This is a genomic window from Rhodococcus sp. MH15 (genome assembly GCF_019266045.1).
Classification (GTDB): domain Bacteria; phylum Actinomycetota; class Actinomycetes; order Mycobacteriales; family Mycobacteriaceae; genus Rhodococcus_F; species Rhodococcus_F qingshengii.
The window spans coordinates 288,402-308,987 of the sequence record NZ_LPNP01000082.1; the positions used below are offsets into that span (position 1 = coordinate 288,402).

A 20,586-nucleotide genomic window follows, 5' to 3' on the forward strand; every position below is an offset into this window, starting at 1 on the left:
AAGCGAGTGCTTGATCAATTTCTCGTCGATGCTAACACCGCACCCTCGCTGACCTGCGGTGTGAGGTCCTGGATACCCAATCGAAACACCGGACACACACTTGTCACCGACAGTCATTCCACCGCAACAACTTCCACCTACTCTGTGCACTCGACGAATACAGCGTTGTATACGCACTCCGGATACAGATCTGTCAGAGCCATTGTCTGCCAGAGCCATCGACACGAAAGGCCCGTACATGCGAACCTTCTCGAAGCGCACCCTTGCCGCGCCGGCCGCTCTCGCCGCGCTGGGCTTGGTTCTCACCGGCTGCGGAAGCAAGGCAACAGACACCGCATCGGGAGATTCGACGGCTACGTCGTGCGTCGACACCTCGGGGGACACGATCAAGGTCGGTTCCCTGAATTCACTCTCGGGCACCATGGCCATCAGTGAAGTGACGGTCCGCGACTCCATCTCGTTGGCGGTGCAGGAGATCAACGATTCCGGCGGTGTACTGGGTAAGAAGATCCAGATCGTGGCAGAGGACGGTGCGTCGGAGCCGACAGTGTTCGCCGAGAAGGCCGAGAAACTGATCAGCAGCGATTGCGTCGCAGCAGTTTTCGGTGGCTGGACCTCCTCGAGCCGCAAGGCCATGCTGCCCGTGTTCGAGGACAACAACTCTTTGCTCTACTACCCGGTCCAGTACGAGGGACTGGAAGATTCGAAGAACATCTTCTACACGGGCGCAACGACCAACCAGCAGATCATCCCGGCGCTGGATTACCTGAAGGAGAAGGGCGTCAAGTCGCTGTATCTGGTCGGCAGCGACTACGTGTTCCCGCAGACCGCCAACCGCATCATCAAGGCGTACGCGGCAGCGAACGGCATCGAGATCAAGGGCGAGGATTACACGCCTCTGGGTTCGACCGACTTCTCCACCATCGTGAACAAGGTCCGCACAGCCGACGCCGATGCCGTGTTCAACACACTCAACGGCGATTCCAACGTTGCGTTCTTCCGTGAATACTCGAATGTCGGCCTGAAACCCGCCGACATGCCCGTCGTCTCCGTCTCCATTGCGGAGGAAGAGGTCGGTGGTATCGGAGTCCAGAACGTCGAAGGCCAGCTGACGGCGTGGAACTACTACCAGACCATCGACTCCCCCGAGAACAAGAAGTTCGTCGCGGCGTACAAGGCGAAGTTCGGGCAGGACAAGCCCACGTCCGATCCGATGGAAGCGGCATATACCTCCGTCTACCTCTGGAAGAACACCGTCGAGAAGGCCAACTCGTTTGCGGTCAAGGATATTCAGGACAACGCCGACGGTGTGACCTTCCAGGCGCCCGAAGGACTCGTCACCATCGACGGCGACAACCACCACATCACCAAGACTGCCCGGATCGGCGAAATCCGTTCCGACGGACTGATCTACACGGTCTGGGATTCGGGACAGCCGATCGAGCCGGATCCGTACCTGAAGAACTACCCCTGGGCTGAGGGCCTCGGTAGCTGATCGACAAAAGGCGGAATTGACGGAATCGACGAGTAGAGAGGTGGAGCGTCTGTCATGGATGTTGTGATCGGGCAGTTGTTCACGGGTTTGAGTATCGGATCGATTCTCCTGTTGGCAGCGTTGGGGTTGTCTCTCACGTTCGGGCAGATGGGTGTCATCAACATGGCACACGGCGAGTTCATCATGGCCGGCTCGTACACCGCATACGTAGTGCAGCAGGTGATCTCGAATGCAACGGGATCGTTGATCATTTCTCTGCTCGTCGGTTTCGTCGTCGGCGGACTGATGGGTGTTGTGCTCGAAGTGGTCCTGGTATCGCGGATGTACCACCGACCCCTCGACACCCTGTTGGTGACATTCGGCGTCGGATTGATCCTTCAGCAGTTGGCGCGCGACATCTTCGGCGCGCCGGCAGTCAATGTTTCGGCGCCGAGCTGGCTTTCGGGCGGGGTCGATATTTTCGGCGCCGTGGTGCCGAAAACCCGCATCTTCATTCTGGTGTTGGCGATCGCAGCGGTGATCGCACTTTCGGTCGCACTGAAGCAGTCGTCGATGGGTAGACGCATCCGGGCCGTCGTCCAAAATCGCGATCTGGCCGAGACGAGCGGAATCTCCTCTCGTCGTACGGACATCACGACCTTCTTCCTCGGTTCCGGGCTCGCCGGCGTCGCGGGTGTCGCGTTGACGCTCATCGGTTCCACCAGCCCGACCATCGGCCAGTCCTATCTGATCGACGCCTTCCTGGTTGTTGTCGTCGGCGGTCTCGGTCAGATGAAGGGAGCCGTGATCGCAGCCTTCGCCCTCGGCATCTTGAACTCGTTCATCGAGTACTCGACGACAGCGTCGATCGCGAAGGTGATCGTGTTCGTCATCATCGTCGTCTTCCTTCAAGTTCGGCCGCAGGGCCTGTTCGCAGTCAAGACGAGGAGCCTCGTATGAGCATCCTGAACAATTCCCGAATTCGGGTGTGGGGCGGTTTTGCACTTGCCGCGATCGTGCTGTTCGCCGTCGCTCCGGCTGTGCTCTCGGACTTCAGGCTGTCACTGTTGGCAAAATTCCTGTGCTTCGCCATAGTCGCTGTCGGTATCGGTTTGGCTTGGGGCAGAGGCGGAATGCTCACGCTCGGCCAGGGCGTCTTCTTCGGAATCGGCGCATACGTGATGGCGATGCACCTCAAGATCGCCGATGCCGAACTCAAGGGCGACGCGGTCCCGGACTTCATGTCCATCGCCGGCAAGACCGAACTGCCGGGATACTGGCAACCGTTCGCCTCGCCATTCGTGGCGATCTTCGCCATCCTTTTCCTGCCGGCCGCTGTTGCCTTTCTCCTCGGACTCGGTGTGTTCAAGCGGAGAGTCAAGGGCGCGTACTTCGCGATCCTCTCGCAGGCACTCGCCGCGGCTTTCGCGATCCTCTTGATCGGCCAGCAGTCGATCGGTGGCAGCAACGGCCTCAACCGCTTTCGCACGTTCTTCGGTTTCAATCTCAACGATCCGGCGAACAAGCAGATGTTGTTCTTCATCGCCGCCGGAGTTCTTCTCGCATCGGTCGCTCTGATTCGCCAGCTGATGAACTCCCGATACGGCGAACTCCTCGTCGCCGTCCGTGATCAAGAGGAGCGAGTACGTTTCCTCGGATACGATCCGGCGAACATCAAACTGGTCGCCTACGTGACCGCGGCGTTCCTCGCCGGTATCGCCGGCGCGCTGTTCGTTCCGATCGTGGGCATCATCTCCCCCGCCGACGTCGGGATCGTCCCGTCCATCGCTTTCCTCATCGGGGTCGCGATCGGCGGCCGCGCAACGCTTCTCGGTCCGGTACTCGGTGCGATCGGCGTCGCGTGGGCGCAGTCGACATTCTCGGAGAAACTCCCTTCGGGATGGATCTACGCACAAGGGTTGATGTTCATCGTCGTGGTCGGGTTCTTCCCGGCAGGTGTGGCCGGATTGTTCGCCCTGATGCGCCACCGCAAGAAGCGTGAGACCCCGGCCGACCCGCCGGTCAAGGTCTCCCAACCCGAACCAGTGGAGGTGTCGTCATGACCAACACAACCGCCACCAGCGAACCCACACCGGCACTGGGTGGCAACGCCGGAATGTCGTCCGAGTACCTCGAAGTACGAAATCTTTCGGTCAGCTTCGACGGTTTCAAGGCCGTCGACGGCGTCGACTTGACCCTCATGCAGGGCGACCTGAGGTTTCTCATCGGCCCGAACGGGGCTGGAAAGACAACGTTGGTCGACGCCATCACCGGACTCGTTCCCGCGACGGGTTCCATCACGAAGTCCGGCGAGCAACTGCTCGGCAAGAAGGTTCACAAGATCGCCCGCCTCGGCGTCGGGCGAACCTTCCAGACGGCAAGCGTCTTCGAAGAGCTCTCGGTGCTGCAGAATCTCGACATCGCGGCCGGAGCCGGCCGATCACCGTGGAACCTGCTCAGAAAACGCAAAGGTGTGCTTCCCGAGATCGAAGAGGCGCTGGAGACAACCGGGTTGGAGCACCTCAGGGACACCGCCGCAGGCATTCTGGCGCACGGACAGAAGCAGTGGCTCGAAATCGGAATGTTGTTGGTACAGAACTGTTCCGTGCTCCTGCTCGACGAGCCCGTCGCAGGCATGAGCCTCGAGGAGCGCGAGGAGACCGGGAACCTTCTGCGGCGCATCGGCGGTGCGCGAACCGTCGTCGTAGTCGAGCACGACATGGACTTCATGCGATCCTTCGCCACGTCCGTCACAGTGCTCGCCGCTGGGAAAGTGCTTGCCGAAGGAACTGTGGCGGAGGTCCAAGCCGACCCCAAGGTGCAAGAGGTCTACCTCGGCACAGCCGCTGCCGGAACCGATCTCGGCGCCGACACCGAACCGACCCCGGAGGACTGAATCATGCTCGAGCTCGTCGACATCCGCGCCGGCTACGGACGCACCGAAGTGATCCACGGCGTATCCCTGCTGGTTCCCAGCGACGGAGTTGCGGCAGTCATGGGTCACAACGGTGCGGGTAAAACCACCTTGCTGCGCGCCGCCGTCGGTCTGATCAAACCTACACGGGGAAAGGTACTTCTGAACGGTGAGGACATCACCGGTCTACGGCCGAGCGCCCGCGTCGCTCGCGGACTTGCCTACGTACCCCAGGGTCAGCAGTCGTTCGGACAACTGACAACTGCCGAGAATCTTCGGGTGGTCGCCGACGGGCGCAAACGCGGAAAGGCACTCATCGCAGAGGCATTGGATCTGTTTCCCGCACTCACCACGCTCCTCGACCGTCGCGCGGGACTTCTCTCCGGTGGGCAGCGACAACAGCTTGCCATCGCTCGCGCCCTGATCACCGAGCCCAAGATCCTCATTCTGGACGAACCAACCGAGGGCATTCAGCCCAACGTGGTCGCCGAAATCGAAAGAACCGTCATGGAACTCACCGAGCGCGGCGATCTCGGTGTCCTCCTCGTAGAGCAGCACATCGGTTTCGCGCTCCAATCTGCGCAGCATTACAGCATTCTCGCGGCGGGACACGTGACCTCGACCGGTGAGGGCGGCACCACGTCCACCGAGGCGGTTCGTCGAGCGATGGCAATCTGACATGAGTGTGCGCCCGCCGCTGCGCGAGCAGGTCTATCGGTCGATCCGGAACGATCTGATGTCGGGTCAGATCGCGCCATCCGAACGACTCGGCGAAGAACGGTTGGCTCATCTCTACGGTGTCTCGCGAACACCGGTGCGCGAAGCGCTCGCGAAGTTGGAATCCGACGGGCTGGTCGAGCGCGACGAACATGGACTCTTTCCGTACCGACCGCACCTCGACGAGTTGGGTGGCCTCTACGAGCTGCGCATACTCCTCGAAGTGCACGGGCTTCGGCGGGTACTAGACGGTGAGGCCCCCGCTCATGATCGAGACGCGCTCGGTTCCGAACTCGACAAGTGGTACACATTTCTCAAACAGATGCCGGTACCGGACGCCGGCTTCGTGACGCTCGACGAGGAGTTCCACATCGCGCTCCTCGCCTCATCCGGAAACCACGCGTTGGTCGACGCCTTGCAGGCCGTCAACTCGAAGCTGCGCCCCGTGCGGATGTTCGACTACCTGACTCCCGACCGTATGAAGGCCACCGTGGAGGAACATATCTCCGTCGTCGAACTGGTGCTGGACGGCAAGATTCCGCAAGCACACGAGGCACTGGTGTCGCACATCGACATCTCTCGTGCGGTTGTCCTCGACCGCGCTCGGCAGGCCCTCTCGTTGGCCGCCATGGCCAACGCTGTGCGGAACTGATCGAGCGGGAGTCACCGCCCCTCCGAAAATCGCACTTGCTCAGCGTGGGAAGGCTCTCGGAAATAGGAATGGACTCACAGCGGTTGCACCTCACAACGACGCTTGCGTTCTATTCGCTGAGAAAGGCACCACATTCATGGCCGTCCCACTTTCCATCCTCGATCTCGCCCACATCGGCGACAACGAAACCGCCAAAGACAGCTTCGACGCCAGCGTGACCTTGGCGCAGCGCGCCGAGGAGTGGGGTTACAAGCGAATCTGGTATGCCGAGCACCACAACATGGGTTCCATCGCGTCTTCGGCCACCAGCGTTCTGATCAGCCACGTCGCCGCGCACACCAGCAAAATCCGCCTCGGCGCCGGTGGAATCATGCTGCCCAACCACGCGCCGCTGACGATCGCCGAGCAGTTCGGCACCCTCGAGACTCTGCACCCGGGTCGCATCGATCTCGGTCTCGGTCGCGCGCCCGGTAGTGATCAGAAGACCATGCAGGCTTTGCGACGCGACCCGAGTTCTTCGGACAGCTTCCCGCAGGACGTACTCGAGCTTCAGGGCTACCTCGGCGACACTTCGCGCGTCCCCGGAATCAATGCCGTTCCCGGTAAGGGCACTCACGTTCCGCTCTACATTCTCGGATCGTCACTGTTCGGAGCCAAGCTCGCCGCGATGCTCGGCCTGCCGTATGCATTTGCCTCGCACTTCGCCCCCAACGCCCTGCGCGACGCCGTCGCGATCTATCGACGCGAGTTCAAGCCGTCGGAGCAGTTGGCGGAGCCGTACGTCATCGCGGGCGTCAACGTCATCGCCGCCGACACCCATGAGCAGGCTCAGCAGGACTTCCTCGCGGCCAAGCGTTCGCGCGTCAGCCTTCTTCTCGGACGCGGACGCAAGTTCACGGACGACGAAGCGGACATGCTGCTCGACTCCCCCGCGGGTCAGCAGGTTCTGCAGATGACCAAGTACAGCGCCATCGGCACGCCCACGGAGGTCCGCGCCTACCTCGACGAGTTCACCGAGCATGCACAGGCCGACGAGCTGATCACGGTGTCGACCGGCACCAACCGCGAGGCTTGGTTGCGCACGTTCGAACTCCTCGCCGACGTGAGCGATCTGGTACCCGCCTAAGCTGCCGGTATGGGCGATCCATCCCGTCGCGGGTTCATCTCGGTACTGGCAGTTCTACTTTCGACGGGTTGGGCCGCCAACCACTTTGCTTCGCTCATCCCGGTTCTCCGGGTGGACGAGGGCCTTTCGCATACCGTGCTCGACGGTGTTTTCGGTATCTACGCGCTCGGACTCCCACCCGGCCTGTTGACCGGTGGAGCACTGTCGGATCGCGTCGGCCGAGCTGTAGTCGTCCTGCCCGGAGCGCTCATAGCCTCGCTCGGAACCTTGATTCTTCTTCTCTGGCACGACGCGCCCGGGCTCATGGTCGGGCGCCTCGTTGTCGGTATCGGTGCCGGTCTGGCAATCGGCGCCGGCACCGCGTGGGCGGCTGACCTTCGCGGCAAGTCCGGAACCGTGATGGCGGGCGTAGTACTCACCTCGGGTTTTGCACTGGGACCACTGTTTTCGGGTCTGTTGGCACAATTTGCCGCCTTCCCACTCGCTACGCCCTTTGTCGTCTCGGCCTTCTTGTCGGTGGGTTCGGTTACCGCGGCAGCTGTGTGGAGTCGTACACCTGTTTCCGTAGAAGCCGCGACCATCACACCCGTCCCAGACGGCGCGGAGCGCTCCGTCGCAAATGCGCCAGACGGCGCGGAGCGCTCCGTCGCAAATGCGCTGCTCTGGGCACTTCCGTTGGCGCCGTGGGTGTTCGCCAGCGCAACAGTCTCTTTCGTGACCATGACGGCCAGGCTCGGGGACCGCTACTCAGGTCCTCTCCTTCCGGGTTTCGCGGCGGCGCTGACTCTGGGTGCTGGAATCCTGGTTCAAACCGCTGCGCGCCATCGCAATTGGGGTCCTCAGGCCGGCACGACAGGCGCCGCACTGGCGGCACTCGGATACTGCCTGGTCGCAGTCGGCGGCGCGCACCCCGCGCTCGGGTTGTTCATCGTCTGCGCGCTCGTCCTCGGTACGGCCTACGGACTGTGTCTGCGTGAGGGACTGCTCGACCTCGAGTCGCTGGCTCCCCCGGCCTCGCGGGGCGCCCTGACCGGGATCTTCTACGTCGGCACCTATCTCGGATTCGGACTGCCGGTGCTACTGGTTGTCATCGAACCCACGATGGGTCCGTCGCTGCCGTTGGTGATCCTCGCCGCTGTTGCCGCCGTCGTTGCCGTGGTCCGATTCCGTCGATTGCGGTCGACCCAGGCTTCCGCGTCACATCCGCGTCTCGAGGTCGCATCGGTCTGAGCGTCCATTCGGACGGAGTTGGCGGTACTTGCAGTCGCAGCTACCCGGCGGTGTTAGCGTCGGAGGACCAGAAGGTCACTGCGTAGGGACACAGCAATGGGCAAGAGCGAGGCGGGCAAGGCCGAATCGGCCAAGAGTAGTGCGGACGACCTGACGGGTCGGCGCATCCTGATCACCGGCGCTGCCCGCAATATCGGTTCTTCGCTGGCCAGACGCCTGTACGACCGTGGTGCGTCCGTGGGACTGCTCGGCCTCGAGCCTGAACTTCTCGAACAAGTCGCCACTTCCTGCGGCCGCGCGCCGTGGCAGTTGTGCGACGTCGCCGACCTCGAGCAGGTATCTCGCGGCGTCGACTACATCGCTGAGAAGCTGGGAGGCATCGACGTCGTCGTCGCCAATGCCGGGGTCGAGGCGAACTCGTCGATCCTCGGCGGCGACCCTGCGGACATGCGCCGCGCCGTCGAAGTCAACCTCATGGGCACGTACTACACCCTGCGCGCAGCAGGTCCGCACATCAGTCACGAAAACGGTTACGCCCTGGTGGTCGCCTCGGCCCACGGCGCCGCCAAGCATCCGTTTCGCGGACCGTTCGGTGCTTCGCGCGCCGGCGTCGAAGCGTTGGGTGACGCGTTGCGCTTGGAAATGAAACACCTCGGCACCAAGGTGGGCGTCGCGTACATCGGCGACATCGACACCGATACCACCGCACTCTCTTTCGACGGCGCTCGCGGAACCCTCGCCAGCGCCGGCACCACGACCGTCGCTGACGCCGTCGACGCGTTCGAGCGCGGTATCGTCGGCCGGAAGTCACGCGTACACGCGCCCCGCCGCAGCGCCGCGGTTCGCCACATCGCGCAACGAGCTATCGACCTCCGTCCCTCTCACATCCGTGGAGTCGCATGAACCCCCGCATCCCGCCCGGCCGATTCAAGGACCTCGGTCCGATCAACTGGGGAATCTGGCGTGTCCTGTCGAAGGCTGCCGGAGCACCCGATGCGCATCTGTTCAGCACCTTGGGGCGCACGGGCGGACTCTTCCGCGGTTGGCTGCACTACTCCGGCTCACTCATGCCCGGCGGCAAGATCTCTCGCCACGACACCGAACTGATCATCCTGCGGGTCGCGCACCTGCGGGACTGCGGTTACGAGATGGATCACCACATCAGGCTCGGCCGCAAAGCCGGAATCGACGCAGAAGAACTGGCCCGAATCATCGAGGGCCCTGGCGCTTCCGAGTTGAGTCCGCGTCACCGTGCGATCTTGACTGCGGTCGACGAGTTGGTCACCACCAAGGACGTCACCGACGACACGTGGGGAACGCTCTCGCAGCATCTCGACGATCGTCGGTTGATCGAATTCACCTTGTTGGTCACTCAGTACGACGGCCTGGCCACCACGATCGGAACCTTGCGGGTTCAGCGCGACTTCTCCTGAAGTTCCGCGGCGGCCGTAACTCAGCTCTAACCCGAAGACATCTGGACGAAACACCTGATCAATAGCGTATACAGGTATGTCGACAGGGATGAATACGGCGCCGGAGCCACTGCGTGAGGTGGTCTACCGGGAACTACGCACCGAACTGGTCAACGGGACTATCGGGTTCGATCAGCGCCTGACGGAACCGAAACTCTCCACGCGTTTCGGCATTTCTCGCACACCAGTACGGGAAGCGTTGACGATGCTGTGCGCCGATGGACTCCTGCGCCGGGAAGAGTACGGGTTCTCCGCCGTGCGCCCGAGTATCCCGCGGATCCGAGATCTGTATGAACTCCGAATCACGCTGGAACTACAAGGAATTACCCGGGCGATCGCAGATCCGACGATCCGGCACGACCGAACAATCCTCGACGACGAATTGGTGCGGTGGCGTGCCCTGGCTCTCGATCCGCCCGCTCAGGAACCGGGGTTCGTCGAACTGGACGAGGAATTCCACGTCGCCGTACTGAGGGCGTCGGGAAACAATGAACTGGTCGCGTCGCTGCTGTCGGTGAATTCCCGTATCCGGCACGTTCGGATGTACGACTTCATGGTCAACGGCCGCATCGACACCTCGATCGCGGAGCACATTCGAATCCTCGAAGAACTACGTGCCGGCAATCTGCCCGAGGCCCGCACGCTTTTGCACCAGCACATCGGCGAGTCTCTCGACGTCGTCCTCGACCGGGTGACCCGCGCGATCACCGCGCTCTCACTCGCCAACATCACGGACTGATCGGAGCAGTACACACCATGACCATCGCAGCAGAAGTTTTCACCCCGACAGCCCGGGTCGAGCAGGCATTCCAGCGGATCGAGGAAGTAGATCGCCCCGAAGTCTGGATCACGTTGCGCCGCAAGGAAGATGTGCTTGCCGATGCCGCTTCGGTCGAAGCCAGAATCGCCGCGGGCGAGCATCTTCCTCTGGCTGGGCGTCTGGTCGCCGTCAAGGACAACGTCGACGTCGCCGGTCTGCCGACCACAGCGGCGTGCCCCGAATTCGCGTATTCGCCGGACGAAACCGCCAGTGCCGTTGCGCGGTTGATCGAGCACGGGGCTGTTGTTCTGGGGAAGACCAATCTGGACCAGTTCGCCACCGGACTGGTCGGAACGCGCAGTCCGTACGGAGCCGTTCGCTGCGCCTGGGACGAAGAGTTGATCTCGGGCGGTAGTAGCTCCGGATCCGCCGTCGCTGTCGCGCTGGGAATTGCAGACATCGGAATCGGCACCGACACTGCCGGTTCGGGCCGGGTGCCGGCAGCGTTCCACGGGATCTACGGACTCAAGCTCTCGCTCGGCGTCATCCCCGCCCACGGAGTAGTGCCCGCCTGCGTCGACTACGACGCTCTGACGGTATTTGCCGACGACCTCGAATCGGCAACCGCGGCAGCGGCAATCATGATCGGCCACGAACCTCGGGATCCCCGCAGCCGCGTCTGGCCTTCCGACGTTCGTCTCGCGGCGGCGCCGAATCCCCGCGTCGGCGTCCCCCGAATCGAGGATCTCGCTCAACTGAGCCCGTCGTATACAGCAGCATTTCAGGACACTGTGACAGCTCTGGTAGCCGGCGGCGCCGAGACCGAGACCGTCGACATATCCGGACTGCTCGGCGCGGCCCGATTGCTCTACGACGGCGCCGTGGTGGCGCAGCGGTACGCCGCTGCCGGCGAGTTCCTCGAAACTCGTCCTGCCGGAGCAGATCCCGCGGTGTCCGACATCGTGCTCGGTGCGAAGCACCCCACCGGATACCAGCTAGTCGACGATCTCGATGCTCTCACCCGCGCCAAGGCTGCCGCCCGGGAACTCCTCGCCGGGTTCGACGCCCTACTGCTTCCCACCACCACCGAACACCCGACGATTGCCGCCGTGACCGAGGATCCGTTCGGAATCAACCGCCGGATGGGAACTTTCACCAACTTCTGCAACCTGCTCGACATGGCGGCCGTCGCGGCGCCCGGACACCGCACTGCCGAAGATCACCCGTTCGGCGTCATGTTCGTCGTACCCGCTTTCGACGACCAGATCGCCATCGACCTCGCTGCGCGACTCGGCGGTGCGCCTTCACCCACCCTCGTCGATACCGGAATCGACCTCGCAGTATTCGGCGCTCACCTGCGCGGGCAACCCCTCAACACACAGTTGGTCGACCTCGGCGCGCGGTACGTCGAAACCGTCACGACCTCGGATGCCTACCGGCTCTTCGCTCTCGACACGACGCCACCGAAGCCCGGCCTGGTACGCCGTGGCCCTGGACTCGGCGCACCGGTCGTCGGCGAGATCTTCCGAATCTCACCGGCCGGGCTGGGAACGTTCCTCGCCGCCTTGCCTGCACCGATGGCGCTCACGAGCGTCGAGTTATCCGACGGCAGAACGACAGTCGGTTTCAGCTGCACTCATGACGCCGTAAACGGCGCAGCTGACATCACCGACTACGGCGGTTGGGCCGCGTACCTCTCTCGCTGACAGTCACGGCTTGCAGATTCGAGTGACGGCCTCGCGCACCACTTCACGGCGGCGCGCGATCTCGTCGGCGTCGACGTTCTGGTTGTCGGCCACACCGGGGGCCACCACCCAGCCGAACACGAGGCCGAACAGCATCGTGATCAGGTCCTGGGGGTCCCAGTGCTTCGAGATGAGGCCGTCTTCTTGAGCCTTGCGGATCGTGGCCATTCGCGGAACCCAGCTGGAATGTTCCTCGGCCAGCTTCTTCATCCGTGGTGCCTCACCCTGCAATTGACCCCAGATCATCATCCGTTGAATCTGTGGTTTGCCGAGCATTGCGTCGAACAGTTCGACGGCATGCGCGGGCATGTCTTCACCGGTGAACTCGACGGATTCCATCGCCTGCTCGAAGTCGACGTCGAGCACCGCGTGGAACAACGCGACCTTGTCACCGAAATAGGCGTAGAGGCGCTCCTTACTGGCGTTTCCGTTCTTCGCAATCCGATCGATGCGCGCACCGGCAAGCCCGTAGGTGCCGAATTCTTCTTGCGCAGCGTCGAGGATTCGCTGTTTCGTCGCGGTCACGTCAGTGGGAGCCATAGTGATGATGGTAACCGAACGAACTATTTCGTTTGACTCACCCGAGAAGGCTGGAATACCTTTTTCCAATGACCACCACGTCCCACGTCGACGGCGGCACTCTGCCACCGATCCCGGCTGTCTCCGAGAATCCGAATCATCAACGTCGCTGGCTGGTGCTCTGCATCGTCGCGTTCGCTCAACTCATGGTGGTGCTCGACGGCACCATCGTCTCCATCGCCCTACCGGCAGCCCAGGAGGAACTGGGCATAAGCGACCTTGACCGCGCGTGGGTGGTCACGTCGTACGCCTTGGCGTTCGGTGCGCTGCTGCTCCTCGGCGGACGTATCGCGGACTACTGGGGCCGAAAGCGATCCTTCATCGTCGGCATGGCGGGCTTCGCGGTTGCCTCCGGCATCGGCGGCATCGCGCAGAGCGGTATCGAACTGTTCATCGCTCGCGCCGGCCAGGGCGTCTTCGCAGCACTGCTCGCGCCCGCTGCGCTGTCGATGCTCACCACCACCTTCATCGGAGAGAAGGAGCGCGCCAAGGCTTTTGCCGTCTACGGCGCGATCTCCGGCGGTGGCGCTGCCATCGGCCTGCTCCTCGGTGGAGTGCTGACGCAGTACGTCGACTGGCGTTGGTGCCTGCTCGTCAACATCCCGATCGCGCTGATAGCCATCGCTGCAGCCGTCCCGATCGTCAAGGAAACCAAAGCGCACGGCGACACGAGCTACGACCTTCCCGGCGCTGTCCTCATCGCCCTGGGGCTCGGCTCACTGGTCTACGGATTCACACGCGCCGAGCACGGCTGGGGTCAGGCGGACACTTTGCTGTTCATCGCACTGGGCCTGGTCTTCCTCGCCATCTTCGTGGTCGTCGAGAGCCGCAGCAAGAATCCGCTTCTACCGCTGAGCGTTCCGTGGCATCGTGATCGCGGCGCTGCTCTGATCGGCTCCATGCTGGTGGGCGCCGCCCTGCTCGGCGGCACGTTGTACCTGACGTTCTACCTGCAGATCGTGCTCGGATTCAGCCCGGTCATGGCCGGCGTCGGATCGCTGCCGATGGCGTTCTTCATCGTCTTGGCGTCGACCATCGCAGCGCAGTTGTCCACCAAGATCGGCCCCAAGCCGCTCATGGTCGCCGGCCCGCTGGTGGCAGCAGTAGGACTGCTCATGCTGACCCAGATCGAGGTACACAGCTCCTACTGGACGCACGTGTTCCCCGGCCTCGCGATCTTCGGCTTCGGACTGGGTCTGCTGATGGTGCCGATGCAGAACCTCGCACTGATCGGTGTCCCCGACCACGACGCCGGCGCTGCCAGTGCCCTGGTCAACGCCACCCTGCAGATCGGCGGCGCACTCGGAACCGCACTGTTCACCACGATCTACGCTTCGGCCAAGTCGGCCTTCACCGCCGACAACGCGGCGCCGATCCCGCCGGAAGGCATTCCTGTCGACATGTCGAACGCGACCATCCCGACTGGTGACCAATTGGCGCTACTCCCCCAGCCGGTGCAGGACTTCGTCGCCTCGATGACGGACTACTTCTTCGGCGCCGAGGTATCCGGATACTCGGCCGCATTCGGTTGGGCGGCAGTCCTGTTGGCGATCATCGCACCGGTAGTGCTGGTTCTGGTCCGCGCCAAGAAGGGTGATCTGCCCGCCGAGGGTGCAGTCCACATGGGGTAACCCCTGTGCGCCTTTATTAACCGCCCGCGGTTAATAAAGGCGCACAGCAGGTCAGGCCTTCCTCAACACCTCAGCCACCGGAGTGCTGCTGCGGCCGATCAACTTCTGCAGGTCACCCGACTCGGTGTCCAACGCCCCCTTGGCAATTGCAGCATCGGAATCGGCGAGGATCTGCGCAACCGGTGCAGGCAGTCCGACGCTCTCGAGAATGCCTTCGTATGCCTGCTCGTCCACGAACTGGTACGCGACGGGCTTGCCCGCGAATTCGCTGATCTTTGCGGCCAATTCGGCGTAGGTGAGCCTCTCGTCACCGCCCAACTCGTACACTGCGCCTTCGTGGCCATCGGTGGTCGCGACTACTGCTGCGGCGTCGGCGTAATCCGCACGCGCCGCAGCCGCGATCTTGCCTTCCGCTCCCGCACCGACCAGTGCGCCGCGTTCGATCACACCGGCCAGGTCGTTGGTGAAGTTCTCCCAGTACCAACCGTTGCGCAACAGCGCGAACGGAATACCGCTCCGAGTGAGCACGTCCTCGGTCGCCTTGTGCTCGGCAGCAAGCTTCATCGGCGTGTCCTGAGCATTCAAGATGCTCGTGTAGGCGATGAATCCGACGCCGGCAGCCTTCGCCGCGTCGATGATGTTGGTGTGTTGCGCGAGCCGTGACCCCACTTCACTTCCCGAGATCAGAACCAGCTTGTCGACGCCCGCCAGTGCGGTTTCCAACGCCGAGGCATCGGCGTAGTCCGCTTGGCGTACAACTACTCCGCGGGCGGCGAGGCTTTCCGCCTTCTGTGGATTGCGGACCACTGCGACGATGTCGGACGCGGCGGTTCCCCGCTCGATCAACGACTCGACTACCAGTTGTCCGAGGTTTCCGGTTGCGCCGGTGACTGCAATGCTCATGCGAACTCCCGATCCAGGTTGAAGCGTAAATGCGTTCTGCAACCATCATGCACTTATTTTTCGTAAGTGCAACACGTCGAGTTAGCGCTATGGGATCGTGCAGTAGTAGCCTGGGTTCATGACCAGCACCGACTCACCTTCACGTGCTGCCCAGACCCCTGATCCGAATGCCGACGTCGTGGACCCAACGCTCGAGGCTGACGTCTTCGCTCGCGGGTGCAACTCTCGGGCGGCATTGCAGAATGCAACCGGACGCTGGGGAGCACTCGCGCTGGCGGCATTGAACGAGGGCCCGTACCGGTTCAGTGCCCTTCGCCGACGCGTCGACGGAGTCAGCGAGCGCATGCTCTCGCAGACCCTGCAAACACTCGAGCGGGATGGCCTCGTGCACCGTGAGGTACTCGAAACCATCCCGCCCAAAGTGGAATACAGCCTGACCGAACTCGGCGCCGACGTCGCCGCAAAGATCACGGCCCTGATCGAACTACTCGAGTCGCAGGTTCCGAAAATCGTTGCGTCACAAGCGTCGTACGACGCTCGGAATCAGCTCAACTTGTCCAAAAGCTGAGCGATGAACTCGTCGAATGCGTAGGGAACGCTCAGCACCGTCGGAGCGGACGTAGCCATCGCGTAGTCCATTCCGACCAGACGAACCAGACGGCCGTTCGACACCGAGGTCATGTTCGCGAACGGACCGAAGGACATCAGCTTGTCCAGGTTGGTGCCGTCGGCGTCGACGAGAATGAAGACGTCGGCGTCGAGTGTGTCGATGGATTCCATGCCCACGGACACCGAACTGTCGCCGGAAGTGCACACTGCGTCGACACCGGGCGAGGTCTTCACCCCGAGCTGGCCGAGAAGACGGATCCGCGGGTCGGTGCCGCAGAAGACGATCAGGCCCTCGTCGGTGCGCATTGCATACGTTGCGGTTTTGCCCTGGAACTGTGGGTGATCAGCGGCCTGCTTCTCGAAGTACGCCCCGGTCTCGTCGATCAGCGTCTGGGCCTGCTCCGGCTGTCCGAGCGCTGCACCGATCATGCTCATCTGCTTGTCCCACGCCGTATCCCACGGCTGGTCGGGGAACGCGACGGTCGGCGCGATGTCACTGAGACGCTTGTACTCGCCCTCGTCGATGCCGGAGTAGACGGCGAGGATCACGTCGGGATCGAGCCCGAGGATCTGCTCGAACGGGATATCGGGATTGGTCGTCATGAGAACAGGCTTGGCACCGTTCAGACGCGAAGCGTCCCAGGGCAGGATGTTGTTCTCGATGCCGGCGCCGGAGAAGCTCTCCATGGCGACCGGAACCTTGTTCAGTGCGATCACCGCATCCTGGCCACTCCATCCGATGGTCACGATGCGCATAGGCTCCGCGTCGATCGTCGTCGAACCATAGGCGTGGTCGACGGTCACGGGGAACGCCCCCGCCTCGGCGGCACCCGAAGCTTCGGCGTCCGATCCGGAGTCACCTGAGGTTCCACAGGCGGAGAGCGTCAGCGCGACGCAAGCCGCGAGCAGTACGGAACGAGTTTTCATGAGTGGTCCTTCGAAAGCCGAATGGTCGACTCGGGACGCTAATGCGTTGCGCGCCTACACCCCGACTCGAAGGCCTCAGATGGCGGTTTCGCAACACAACTCGACACAAAAGACGAAAAACCCCGTGTGCCTTTCCGGTAGTGCGAACTACCGAAAAGGCGCACGGGGCCGAAGGCCCTGCCGTCAGAAGTTGATCATGTGGCCGGCGAGGCCGTGGATCGCTTCCTGCAGTGCCTCACTGAGCGTGGGGTGGGTGTGGACGTTGCGTGCCAACTCGTTGACCGTGAGGTCCCACTTCTGGGCCAAGGTCAGCTCGGGCAGCAGTTCCGAAACGTCCGGTCCGATGAGGTGCCCGCCGAGCAGTTCGCCGTACTTCTTGTCGGCGATCAGCTTGACGAAACCGGTCGGGTCACCGAGACCGTGTGCCTTGCCGTTGGCAGCGAACGGGAAGTTCGCGACCTTGACGTCGTAGCCCTCGGCCTTGGCCTGCTCCTCGGTCAAACCGAACGAGGCGACCTGCGGCTGGCAGAACGTCGCACGCGGCATCATCCGGTAGTCACCGAGTGTCTGCGTCTCCGCGCCGCCGATGGTCTCGGCAGCGACGACAGCCTGAGCTTCTGCGACGTGCGCGAGCTGCAGCTTGGCGGTGACGTCACCGATGGCGAAGATGTGCGGGACGTTGGTGCGCATGTAGTCGTCGATCGCGATGGCGCCGCGATCGGTCAACGCGACACCGGTGTTCTCGAGACCGAAGCCCTCCACACGCGGTGCGAAGCCGACGGACTGCAGAACCTTGTCGACGACCACGGTCTCGATCTCGCCGGACTTGTTGTCCTTGATCGAGACGGTGACCTTGCTGCCGTCGTCGCTGATGGACTGCACAGCGGCACCGGTCTTGATGGTGACGCCGAGCTTCTTGTACTGCTTGGCGATTTCCTTCGAGACGTCGGCGTCCTCGTTGGGCAGTGCCCGATCGAGGAACTCGACGATCGTGACGTCGACGCCGTAGTTCTTGAGGACGTAACCGAACTCCATGCCGATCGCGCCGGCACCGACGATCAGGATCGAACCCGGAAGGTCACGGGTGAGGATCTGCTCTTCGTAGGTCACGACGTTCTCGCTCAGCGAGGTGCCGGGCAGCAGCTTGGTGTACGAACCCGTCGCGATGATCGCGTTGTCGAACGTGATCGTCTCGGTGCCACCCTTGCTCAGCTCCACGCTGATGGTGTTGGCGTCGACGAACGTGCCCTTGCCGTCGTACTCCGGGATCTTGTTCTTCTTCATCAAGAAGTGAATGCCCTTGACTCGCCCGTCCGCGACCTTGCGGCTGCGATCGAAAGCGGAGCCGAAATCGAAGGACACGTCTCCGGACATGCCGAACGTCTTCGCTTCTTTCGTGAAGATGTGCGCGAGTTCGGCGTTACGGAGAAGCGCCTTGGACGGAATGCAGCCGACATTCAGGCATACACCGCCCCAGTACTTCTGCTCGATGATGGCGGTGCTCAGGCCCAGTTGTGCCGCGCGGATAGCAGCGACGTACCCACCGGGGCCGGCTCCGAGGACAACGACGTCATAGTGTGAGGTCACGATTCACCAGGGTAGTCCTGCATCGTTTCGCTGTCCCCAGATGGTCGTATTACCCGTCGGTAGCCCACACTTCTCGGGCAACTCGGGCGAAATTTCCGCCGTACACGGCCTCGATCGACGGCTCGTCGAAGCCCCGCTCACGCAATACCTGATCAAGTGTCAGCACCTCCTCCGGAGGAGTCCACTGCAGTGGCCCCCACGCGGTGTACGCCTCGGAGAACGACGACGGGTTCTGCTCGATCTCTTCGCGGAAGTCGTCGGCGTCGAATGAGAAGTCGGAGCCGATCCCGACATGATCGATGCCGACGAGTCCCACAGCCTCTTCGATGTGGTCGGCCATCGCGGACAGCCGAGCCTGGTCGTCATCCGGTCCGTTGACGCCGAGGAATATGCCCACGCCGTTGATCCCGACGACGCCGCCGGTCTCCGCACACGCTCTGGCCTGATCGTCGGTGATGTTGCGCGGATGCTCCCACAACCTTCGGAGGTTCGAGTGGCTGTAGATCATTGCTCGCTGGGTGATAGCTGAGATGTCCAACCCCGTCTGTACAGAACAATGTGAGCCGTCGACCGTCATTCCGACGCGATTCATCTCGGCAACCAGGTCACGGCCGTATCCACTCAACCCCGTGTCCGCCAGGTCCAAGCAGCCGCAGCCGGCAGCGTTCATGTAGTTATACGTCGGCAACATCGAGCGGACTCCGAGGTCGTAGAAGTACGAGACGTTGGCCAGGTCTCCCTCCAGCGGATTCGAGTCCTCCAGGTCGAAGGCCAGGGCGATTCCGCCGGACTCCTGAATCTCGACGACGCCGTCGACGGTGAAGACAGGGGTGATCTCCGGGAACTCGACCCGCGCCTGCCACGCGAAACTCTTGGCGATTGCCGTCGAGTCCGCGCGAGTCTGCGGCGAGTAACCGACGTTCACCGAAACGTAACTCCCCGCTGGGCGCTGATATCGGAGAAGATCTTCGACAGACGCGTTCGACTGCAGAGGTAGGCAACAATGTTGTTCCCATAGTGGATATGTCCGGTTCACTCACTAATCCCGTCGATGATCAGGGAAATTCACCTGAAACTGGTCGTACGTTCAGCAAATCTCTGGTTCACTGGCGGATAACGCACCGATGCGGTAGAACTTACAAGACTCACACGCCCTGTACCTATCGACAGAGCATGTACCCAGCATGAATTCCCGTACGGGAACAGCAACAAAGGACCGTTCACTCCTGGGCGGATTCGAAGGAATTTTAGGTGGAGGTTTCTGAACGTATGCGTGCTCGCACTTTCAAGCGTGGCCGTCTGGTCGCCGCTGTAGCCGCAGTATCCGTGCTGCCGATGCTGATCAGCCCTGCAGTGTCGTCCGCAGGCGGAGATCCGTCGACCACCACGGCAACTGTTGCCAAGGCAAACACAACGGGTTCCAAGCTCTCGAGCCGCACGGACAACGGGCGCATCGCCACCATCAAGGTGTACTCCCCTTCCATGGAACGCGATATTCCGCTCGAGGTCATCCTCCCGGCAGACGGCAGCGAACCCCGCCCGACCCTCTACCTGCTCAACGGTGCAGGCGGCGGCGAAGACCGGGCGACGTGGCAGCGTCAGACCGACGTCAACGAGTTCTTCGCTGACAAGAACGTCAACGTCGTCACCCCGCTCGAAGGTGCATTCAGCTACTACACCGACTGGGTGAACGACGACCCGTCCCTCGGCCGTCAGAAGTGGCAGACGTTCCTGACCCAGGAACTCCCGCCCGTCATCGACGCCGAGTTCAACACCAACGGCGTCCAGTCGATCTCCGCGATCTCGATGACCGCGACCTCGGTCCTCAACCTCGCCATCGCAGCTCCGGGCCTCTACAAGGGCGTCGGTGCATACAGCGGATGCGCCGAAACCAGCACACCGGTCGGCCAGTCCTCCATCGAACTGGTTGTGGGCATGCGCGGCGACGCTGACGTGACCAACATGTGGGGCCCCCTCGACGGCCAGGGCTGGATCGACAACGACCCCGTCGTCAACGCCGAGAAGCTCCGCGGCACCGAGCTCTTCATCTCCACCGGCTCCGGACTCCCCGGCCCGCACGACACCCTGAACAACGAGGCGATCAACGGACAGGTCGGCACACTCGCCAACCAGGTGATCGTCGGCGGCGTCATCGAGGCAGCGGTCAACTACTGCACCCACAACCTCGCCTACCGCCTGAGCGATCTGAAGATCCCGGCCACCTTCGACTTCAAGCCGACCGGCACCCACTCGTGGGGCT

The 20,586-nt window shown here is 62.6% G+C and carries 20 protein-coding genes; 15 read left to right on the top strand and 5 right to left on the bottom strand.

The features are described 5' to 3' along the window. Positions 1-238: 238 nt before the first annotated feature. The 12 genes from urtA (at position 239) to atzF (ending at position 12,051) form a co-directional block, all read left to right on the top strand. Entirely contained in the window at positions 239-1,495 is a 1,257-nt protein-coding gene (gene urtA, locus ATN37_RS31505; RefSeq protein WP_007735391.1) for an urea ABC transporter substrate-binding protein, read from the top strand. Positions 1,496-1,549: 54 nt separating this feature from the next. Further along, a complete protein-coding gene (gene urtB / locus ATN37_RS31510) occupies positions 1,550-2,434 on the top strand; it encodes an urea ABC transporter permease subunit UrtB (RefSeq protein WP_003941514.1) in 885 nt (294 codons plus the stop codon). After that, positions 2,431-3,537, top strand: a complete 1,107-nt coding sequence (gene urtC, locus ATN37_RS31515) for an urea ABC transporter permease subunit UrtC (RefSeq protein WP_007735392.1) — start codon at positions 2,431-2,433, stop codon at positions 3,535-3,537. Before urtB ends, urtC begins: the two co-directional genes overlap by 4 nt. Then, a complete protein-coding gene (gene urtD / locus ATN37_RS31520) occupies positions 3,534-4,370 on the top strand; it encodes an urea ABC transporter ATP-binding protein UrtD (protein ID WP_003941545.1) in 837 nt (278 codons plus the stop codon). Before urtC ends, urtD begins: the two co-directional genes overlap by 4 nt. A 3-nt stretch (positions 4,371-4,373) precedes the next feature. Further along, positions 4,374-5,066, top strand: coding sequence for an urea ABC transporter ATP-binding subunit UrtE (gene urtE, locus ATN37_RS31525; RefSeq protein ID WP_003941544.1), 693 nt, complete (start codon positions 4,374-4,376; stop codon positions 5,064-5,066). Between the two features lies 1 nt (position 5,067). After that, positions 5,068-5,757: a GntR family transcriptional regulator gene (locus tag ATN37_RS31530; RefSeq protein WP_063314792.1), complete on the top strand. Its 690-nt coding sequence runs from the start codon at positions 5,068-5,070 to the stop codon at positions 5,755-5,757. A 136-nt stretch (positions 5,758-5,893) separates the two neighbouring features. Then, complete coding sequence (locus tag ATN37_RS31535) at positions 5,894-6,883, top strand: LLM class flavin-dependent oxidoreductase (protein ID WP_039973481.1); 990 nt, start codon at positions 5,894-5,896, stop codon at positions 6,881-6,883. Between the two features lie 9 nt (positions 6,884-6,892). Then, positions 6,893-8,113, top strand: a complete 1,221-nt coding sequence (locus ATN37_RS31540; protein WP_218696079.1) for an MFS transporter — start codon at positions 6,893-6,895, stop codon at positions 8,111-8,113. A gap of 96 nt (positions 8,114-8,209) precedes the next feature. Then, positions 8,210-9,016, top strand: a complete 807-nt coding sequence (locus ATN37_RS31545) for an SDR family NAD(P)-dependent oxidoreductase (protein ID WP_042923321.1) — start codon at positions 8,210-8,212, stop codon at positions 9,014-9,016. Continuing rightward, positions 9,013-9,546, top strand: a complete 534-nt coding sequence (locus ATN37_RS31550) for a carboxymuconolactone decarboxylase family protein (RefSeq protein WP_003941526.1) — start codon at positions 9,013-9,015, stop codon at positions 9,544-9,546. The genes ATN37_RS31545 and ATN37_RS31550 overlap by 4 nt, the downstream gene beginning before the upstream one ends. Positions 9,547-9,622: 76 nt before the next feature. Continuing rightward, positions 9,623-10,324 (top strand): GntR family transcriptional regulator, encoded by a 702-nt coding sequence (locus ATN37_RS31555; RefSeq protein ID WP_019744458.1) that lies wholly within the window; start codon positions 9,623-9,625, stop codon positions 10,322-10,324. A 17-nt stretch (positions 10,325-10,341) separates the two neighbouring features. After that, a complete protein-coding gene (gene atzF / locus ATN37_RS31560) occupies positions 10,342-12,051 on the top strand; it encodes an allophanate hydrolase (RefSeq protein WP_064074218.1) in 1,710 nt (569 codons plus the stop codon). Positions 12,052-12,054: 3 nt separating this feature from the next. Here the strand turns inward: atzF and ATN37_RS31565 are convergent, their stop codons facing one another. After that, a complete protein-coding gene (locus tag ATN37_RS31565; RefSeq protein ID WP_003941498.1) occupies positions 12,055-12,630 on the bottom strand; it encodes a TetR family transcriptional regulator in 576 nt (191 codons plus the stop codon). A 68-nt stretch (positions 12,631-12,698) separates the two neighbouring features. On the opposite strand from ATN37_RS31565, the gene ATN37_RS31570 reads away from it, so the two are divergent. Continuing rightward, positions 12,699-14,300, top strand: coding sequence for an MFS transporter (locus tag ATN37_RS31570; protein ID WP_064074219.1), 1,602 nt, complete (start codon positions 12,699-12,701; stop codon positions 14,298-14,300). A 51-nt stretch (positions 14,301-14,351) separates the two neighbouring features. Here the strand turns inward: ATN37_RS31570 and ATN37_RS31575 are convergent, their stop codons facing one another. Continuing rightward, positions 14,352-15,203, bottom strand: a complete 852-nt coding sequence (locus ATN37_RS31575) for an SDR family oxidoreductase (RefSeq protein WP_064074220.1) — start codon at positions 15,201-15,203, stop codon at positions 14,352-14,354. 118 nt (positions 15,204-15,321) lie between these two features. Here ATN37_RS31575 and ATN37_RS31580 point away from each other — a divergent pair, with 118 nt between their 5' ends. After that, positions 15,322-15,771, top strand: coding sequence for a helix-turn-helix domain-containing protein (locus ATN37_RS31580; protein WP_082893161.1), 450 nt, complete (start codon positions 15,322-15,324; stop codon positions 15,769-15,771). Here the strand turns inward: ATN37_RS31580 and ATN37_RS31585 are convergent. From ATN37_RS31585 to ATN37_RS31595, 3 genes are all read right to left on the bottom strand, one after another. Further along, positions 15,747-16,739: an iron-siderophore ABC transporter substrate-binding protein gene (locus tag ATN37_RS31585; RefSeq protein WP_064074221.1), complete on the bottom strand. Its 993-nt coding sequence runs from the start codon at positions 16,737-16,739 to the stop codon at positions 15,747-15,749. The two genes, ATN37_RS31580 and ATN37_RS31585, sit on opposite strands and share 25 nt — an antisense overlap. Before the next feature lie 183 nt (positions 16,740-16,922). Further along, entirely contained in the window at positions 16,923-18,326 is a 1,404-nt protein-coding gene (lpdA, locus tag ATN37_RS31590) for a dihydrolipoyl dehydrogenase (RefSeq protein ID WP_003941477.1), read from the bottom strand. Between the two features lie 49 nt (positions 18,327-18,375). Beyond that, positions 18,376-19,362: a dipeptidase gene (locus ATN37_RS31595; protein WP_058038501.1), complete on the bottom strand. Its 987-nt coding sequence runs from the start codon at positions 19,360-19,362 to the stop codon at positions 18,376-18,378. A 233-nt stretch (positions 19,363-19,595) separates the two neighbouring features. Here ATN37_RS31595 and ATN37_RS31600 point away from each other — a divergent pair. Further along, a partial coding sequence (locus ATN37_RS31600; RefSeq protein WP_218696084.1) for an alpha/beta hydrolase family protein occupies positions 19,596-20,586 on the top strand: 991 nt, incomplete at its 3' end.

Excerpts from the sequence above, each read along its gene's own strand:
- urtA (WP_007735391.1), top strand. The coding sequence starts at position 239 with ATGCGAACCTTCTCGAAGCGCACCCTTGCCGCGCCGGCCGCTCTCGCC.
- urtB (WP_003941514.1), top strand. The coding sequence starts at position 1,550 with ATGGATGTTGTGATCGGGCAGTTGTTCACGGGTTTGAGTATCGGATCG.
- urtC (WP_007735392.1), top strand. The coding sequence starts at position 2,431 with ATGAGCATCCTGAACAATTCCCGAATTCGGGTGTGGGGCGGTTTTGCA.
- urtD (WP_003941545.1), top strand. The coding sequence starts at position 3,534 with ATGACCAACACAACCGCCACCAGCGAACCCACACCGGCACTGGGTGGC.
- urtE (WP_003941544.1), top strand. The coding sequence starts at position 4,374 with ATGCTCGAGCTCGTCGACATCCGCGCCGGCTACGGACGCACCGAAGTG.
- ATN37_RS31530 (WP_063314792.1), top strand. The coding sequence starts at position 5,068 with ATGAGTGTGCGCCCGCCGCTGCGCGAGCAGGTCTATCGGTCGATCCGG.
- ATN37_RS31535 (WP_039973481.1), top strand. The coding sequence starts at position 5,894 with ATGGCCGTCCCACTTTCCATCCTCGATCTCGCCCACATCGGCGACAAC.
- ATN37_RS31540 (WP_218696079.1), top strand. The coding sequence starts at position 6,893 with ATGGGCGATCCATCCCGTCGCGGGTTCATCTCGGTACTGGCAGTTCTA.
- ATN37_RS31545 (WP_042923321.1), top strand. The coding sequence starts at position 8,210 with ATGGGCAAGAGCGAGGCGGGCAAGGCCGAATCGGCCAAGAGTAGTGCG.
- ATN37_RS31550 (WP_003941526.1), top strand. The coding sequence starts at position 9,013 with ATGAACCCCCGCATCCCGCCCGGCCGATTCAAGGACCTCGGTCCGATC.
- ATN37_RS31555 (WP_019744458.1), top strand. The coding sequence starts at position 9,623 with ATGTCGACAGGGATGAATACGGCGCCGGAGCCACTGCGTGAGGTGGTC.
- atzF (WP_064074218.1), top strand. The coding sequence starts at position 10,342 with ATGACCATCGCAGCAGAAGTTTTCACCCCGACAGCCCGGGTCGAGCAG.
- ATN37_RS31565 (WP_003941498.1), bottom strand. The coding sequence starts at position 12,630 with ATGGCTCCCACTGACGTGACCGCGACGAAACAGCGAATCCTCGACGCT.
- ATN37_RS31570 (WP_064074219.1), top strand. The coding sequence starts at position 12,699 with ATGACCACCACGTCCCACGTCGACGGCGGCACTCTGCCACCGATCCCG.
- ATN37_RS31575 (WP_064074220.1), bottom strand. The coding sequence starts at position 15,203 with ATGAGCATTGCAGTCACCGGCGCAACCGGAAACCTCGGACAACTGGTA.
- ATN37_RS31580 (WP_082893161.1), top strand. The coding sequence starts at position 15,322 with ATGACCAGCACCGACTCACCTTCACGTGCTGCCCAGACCCCTGATCCG.
- ATN37_RS31585 (WP_064074221.1), bottom strand. The coding sequence starts at position 16,739 with ATGAAAACTCGTTCCGTACTGCTCGCGGCTTGCGTCGCGCTGACGCTC.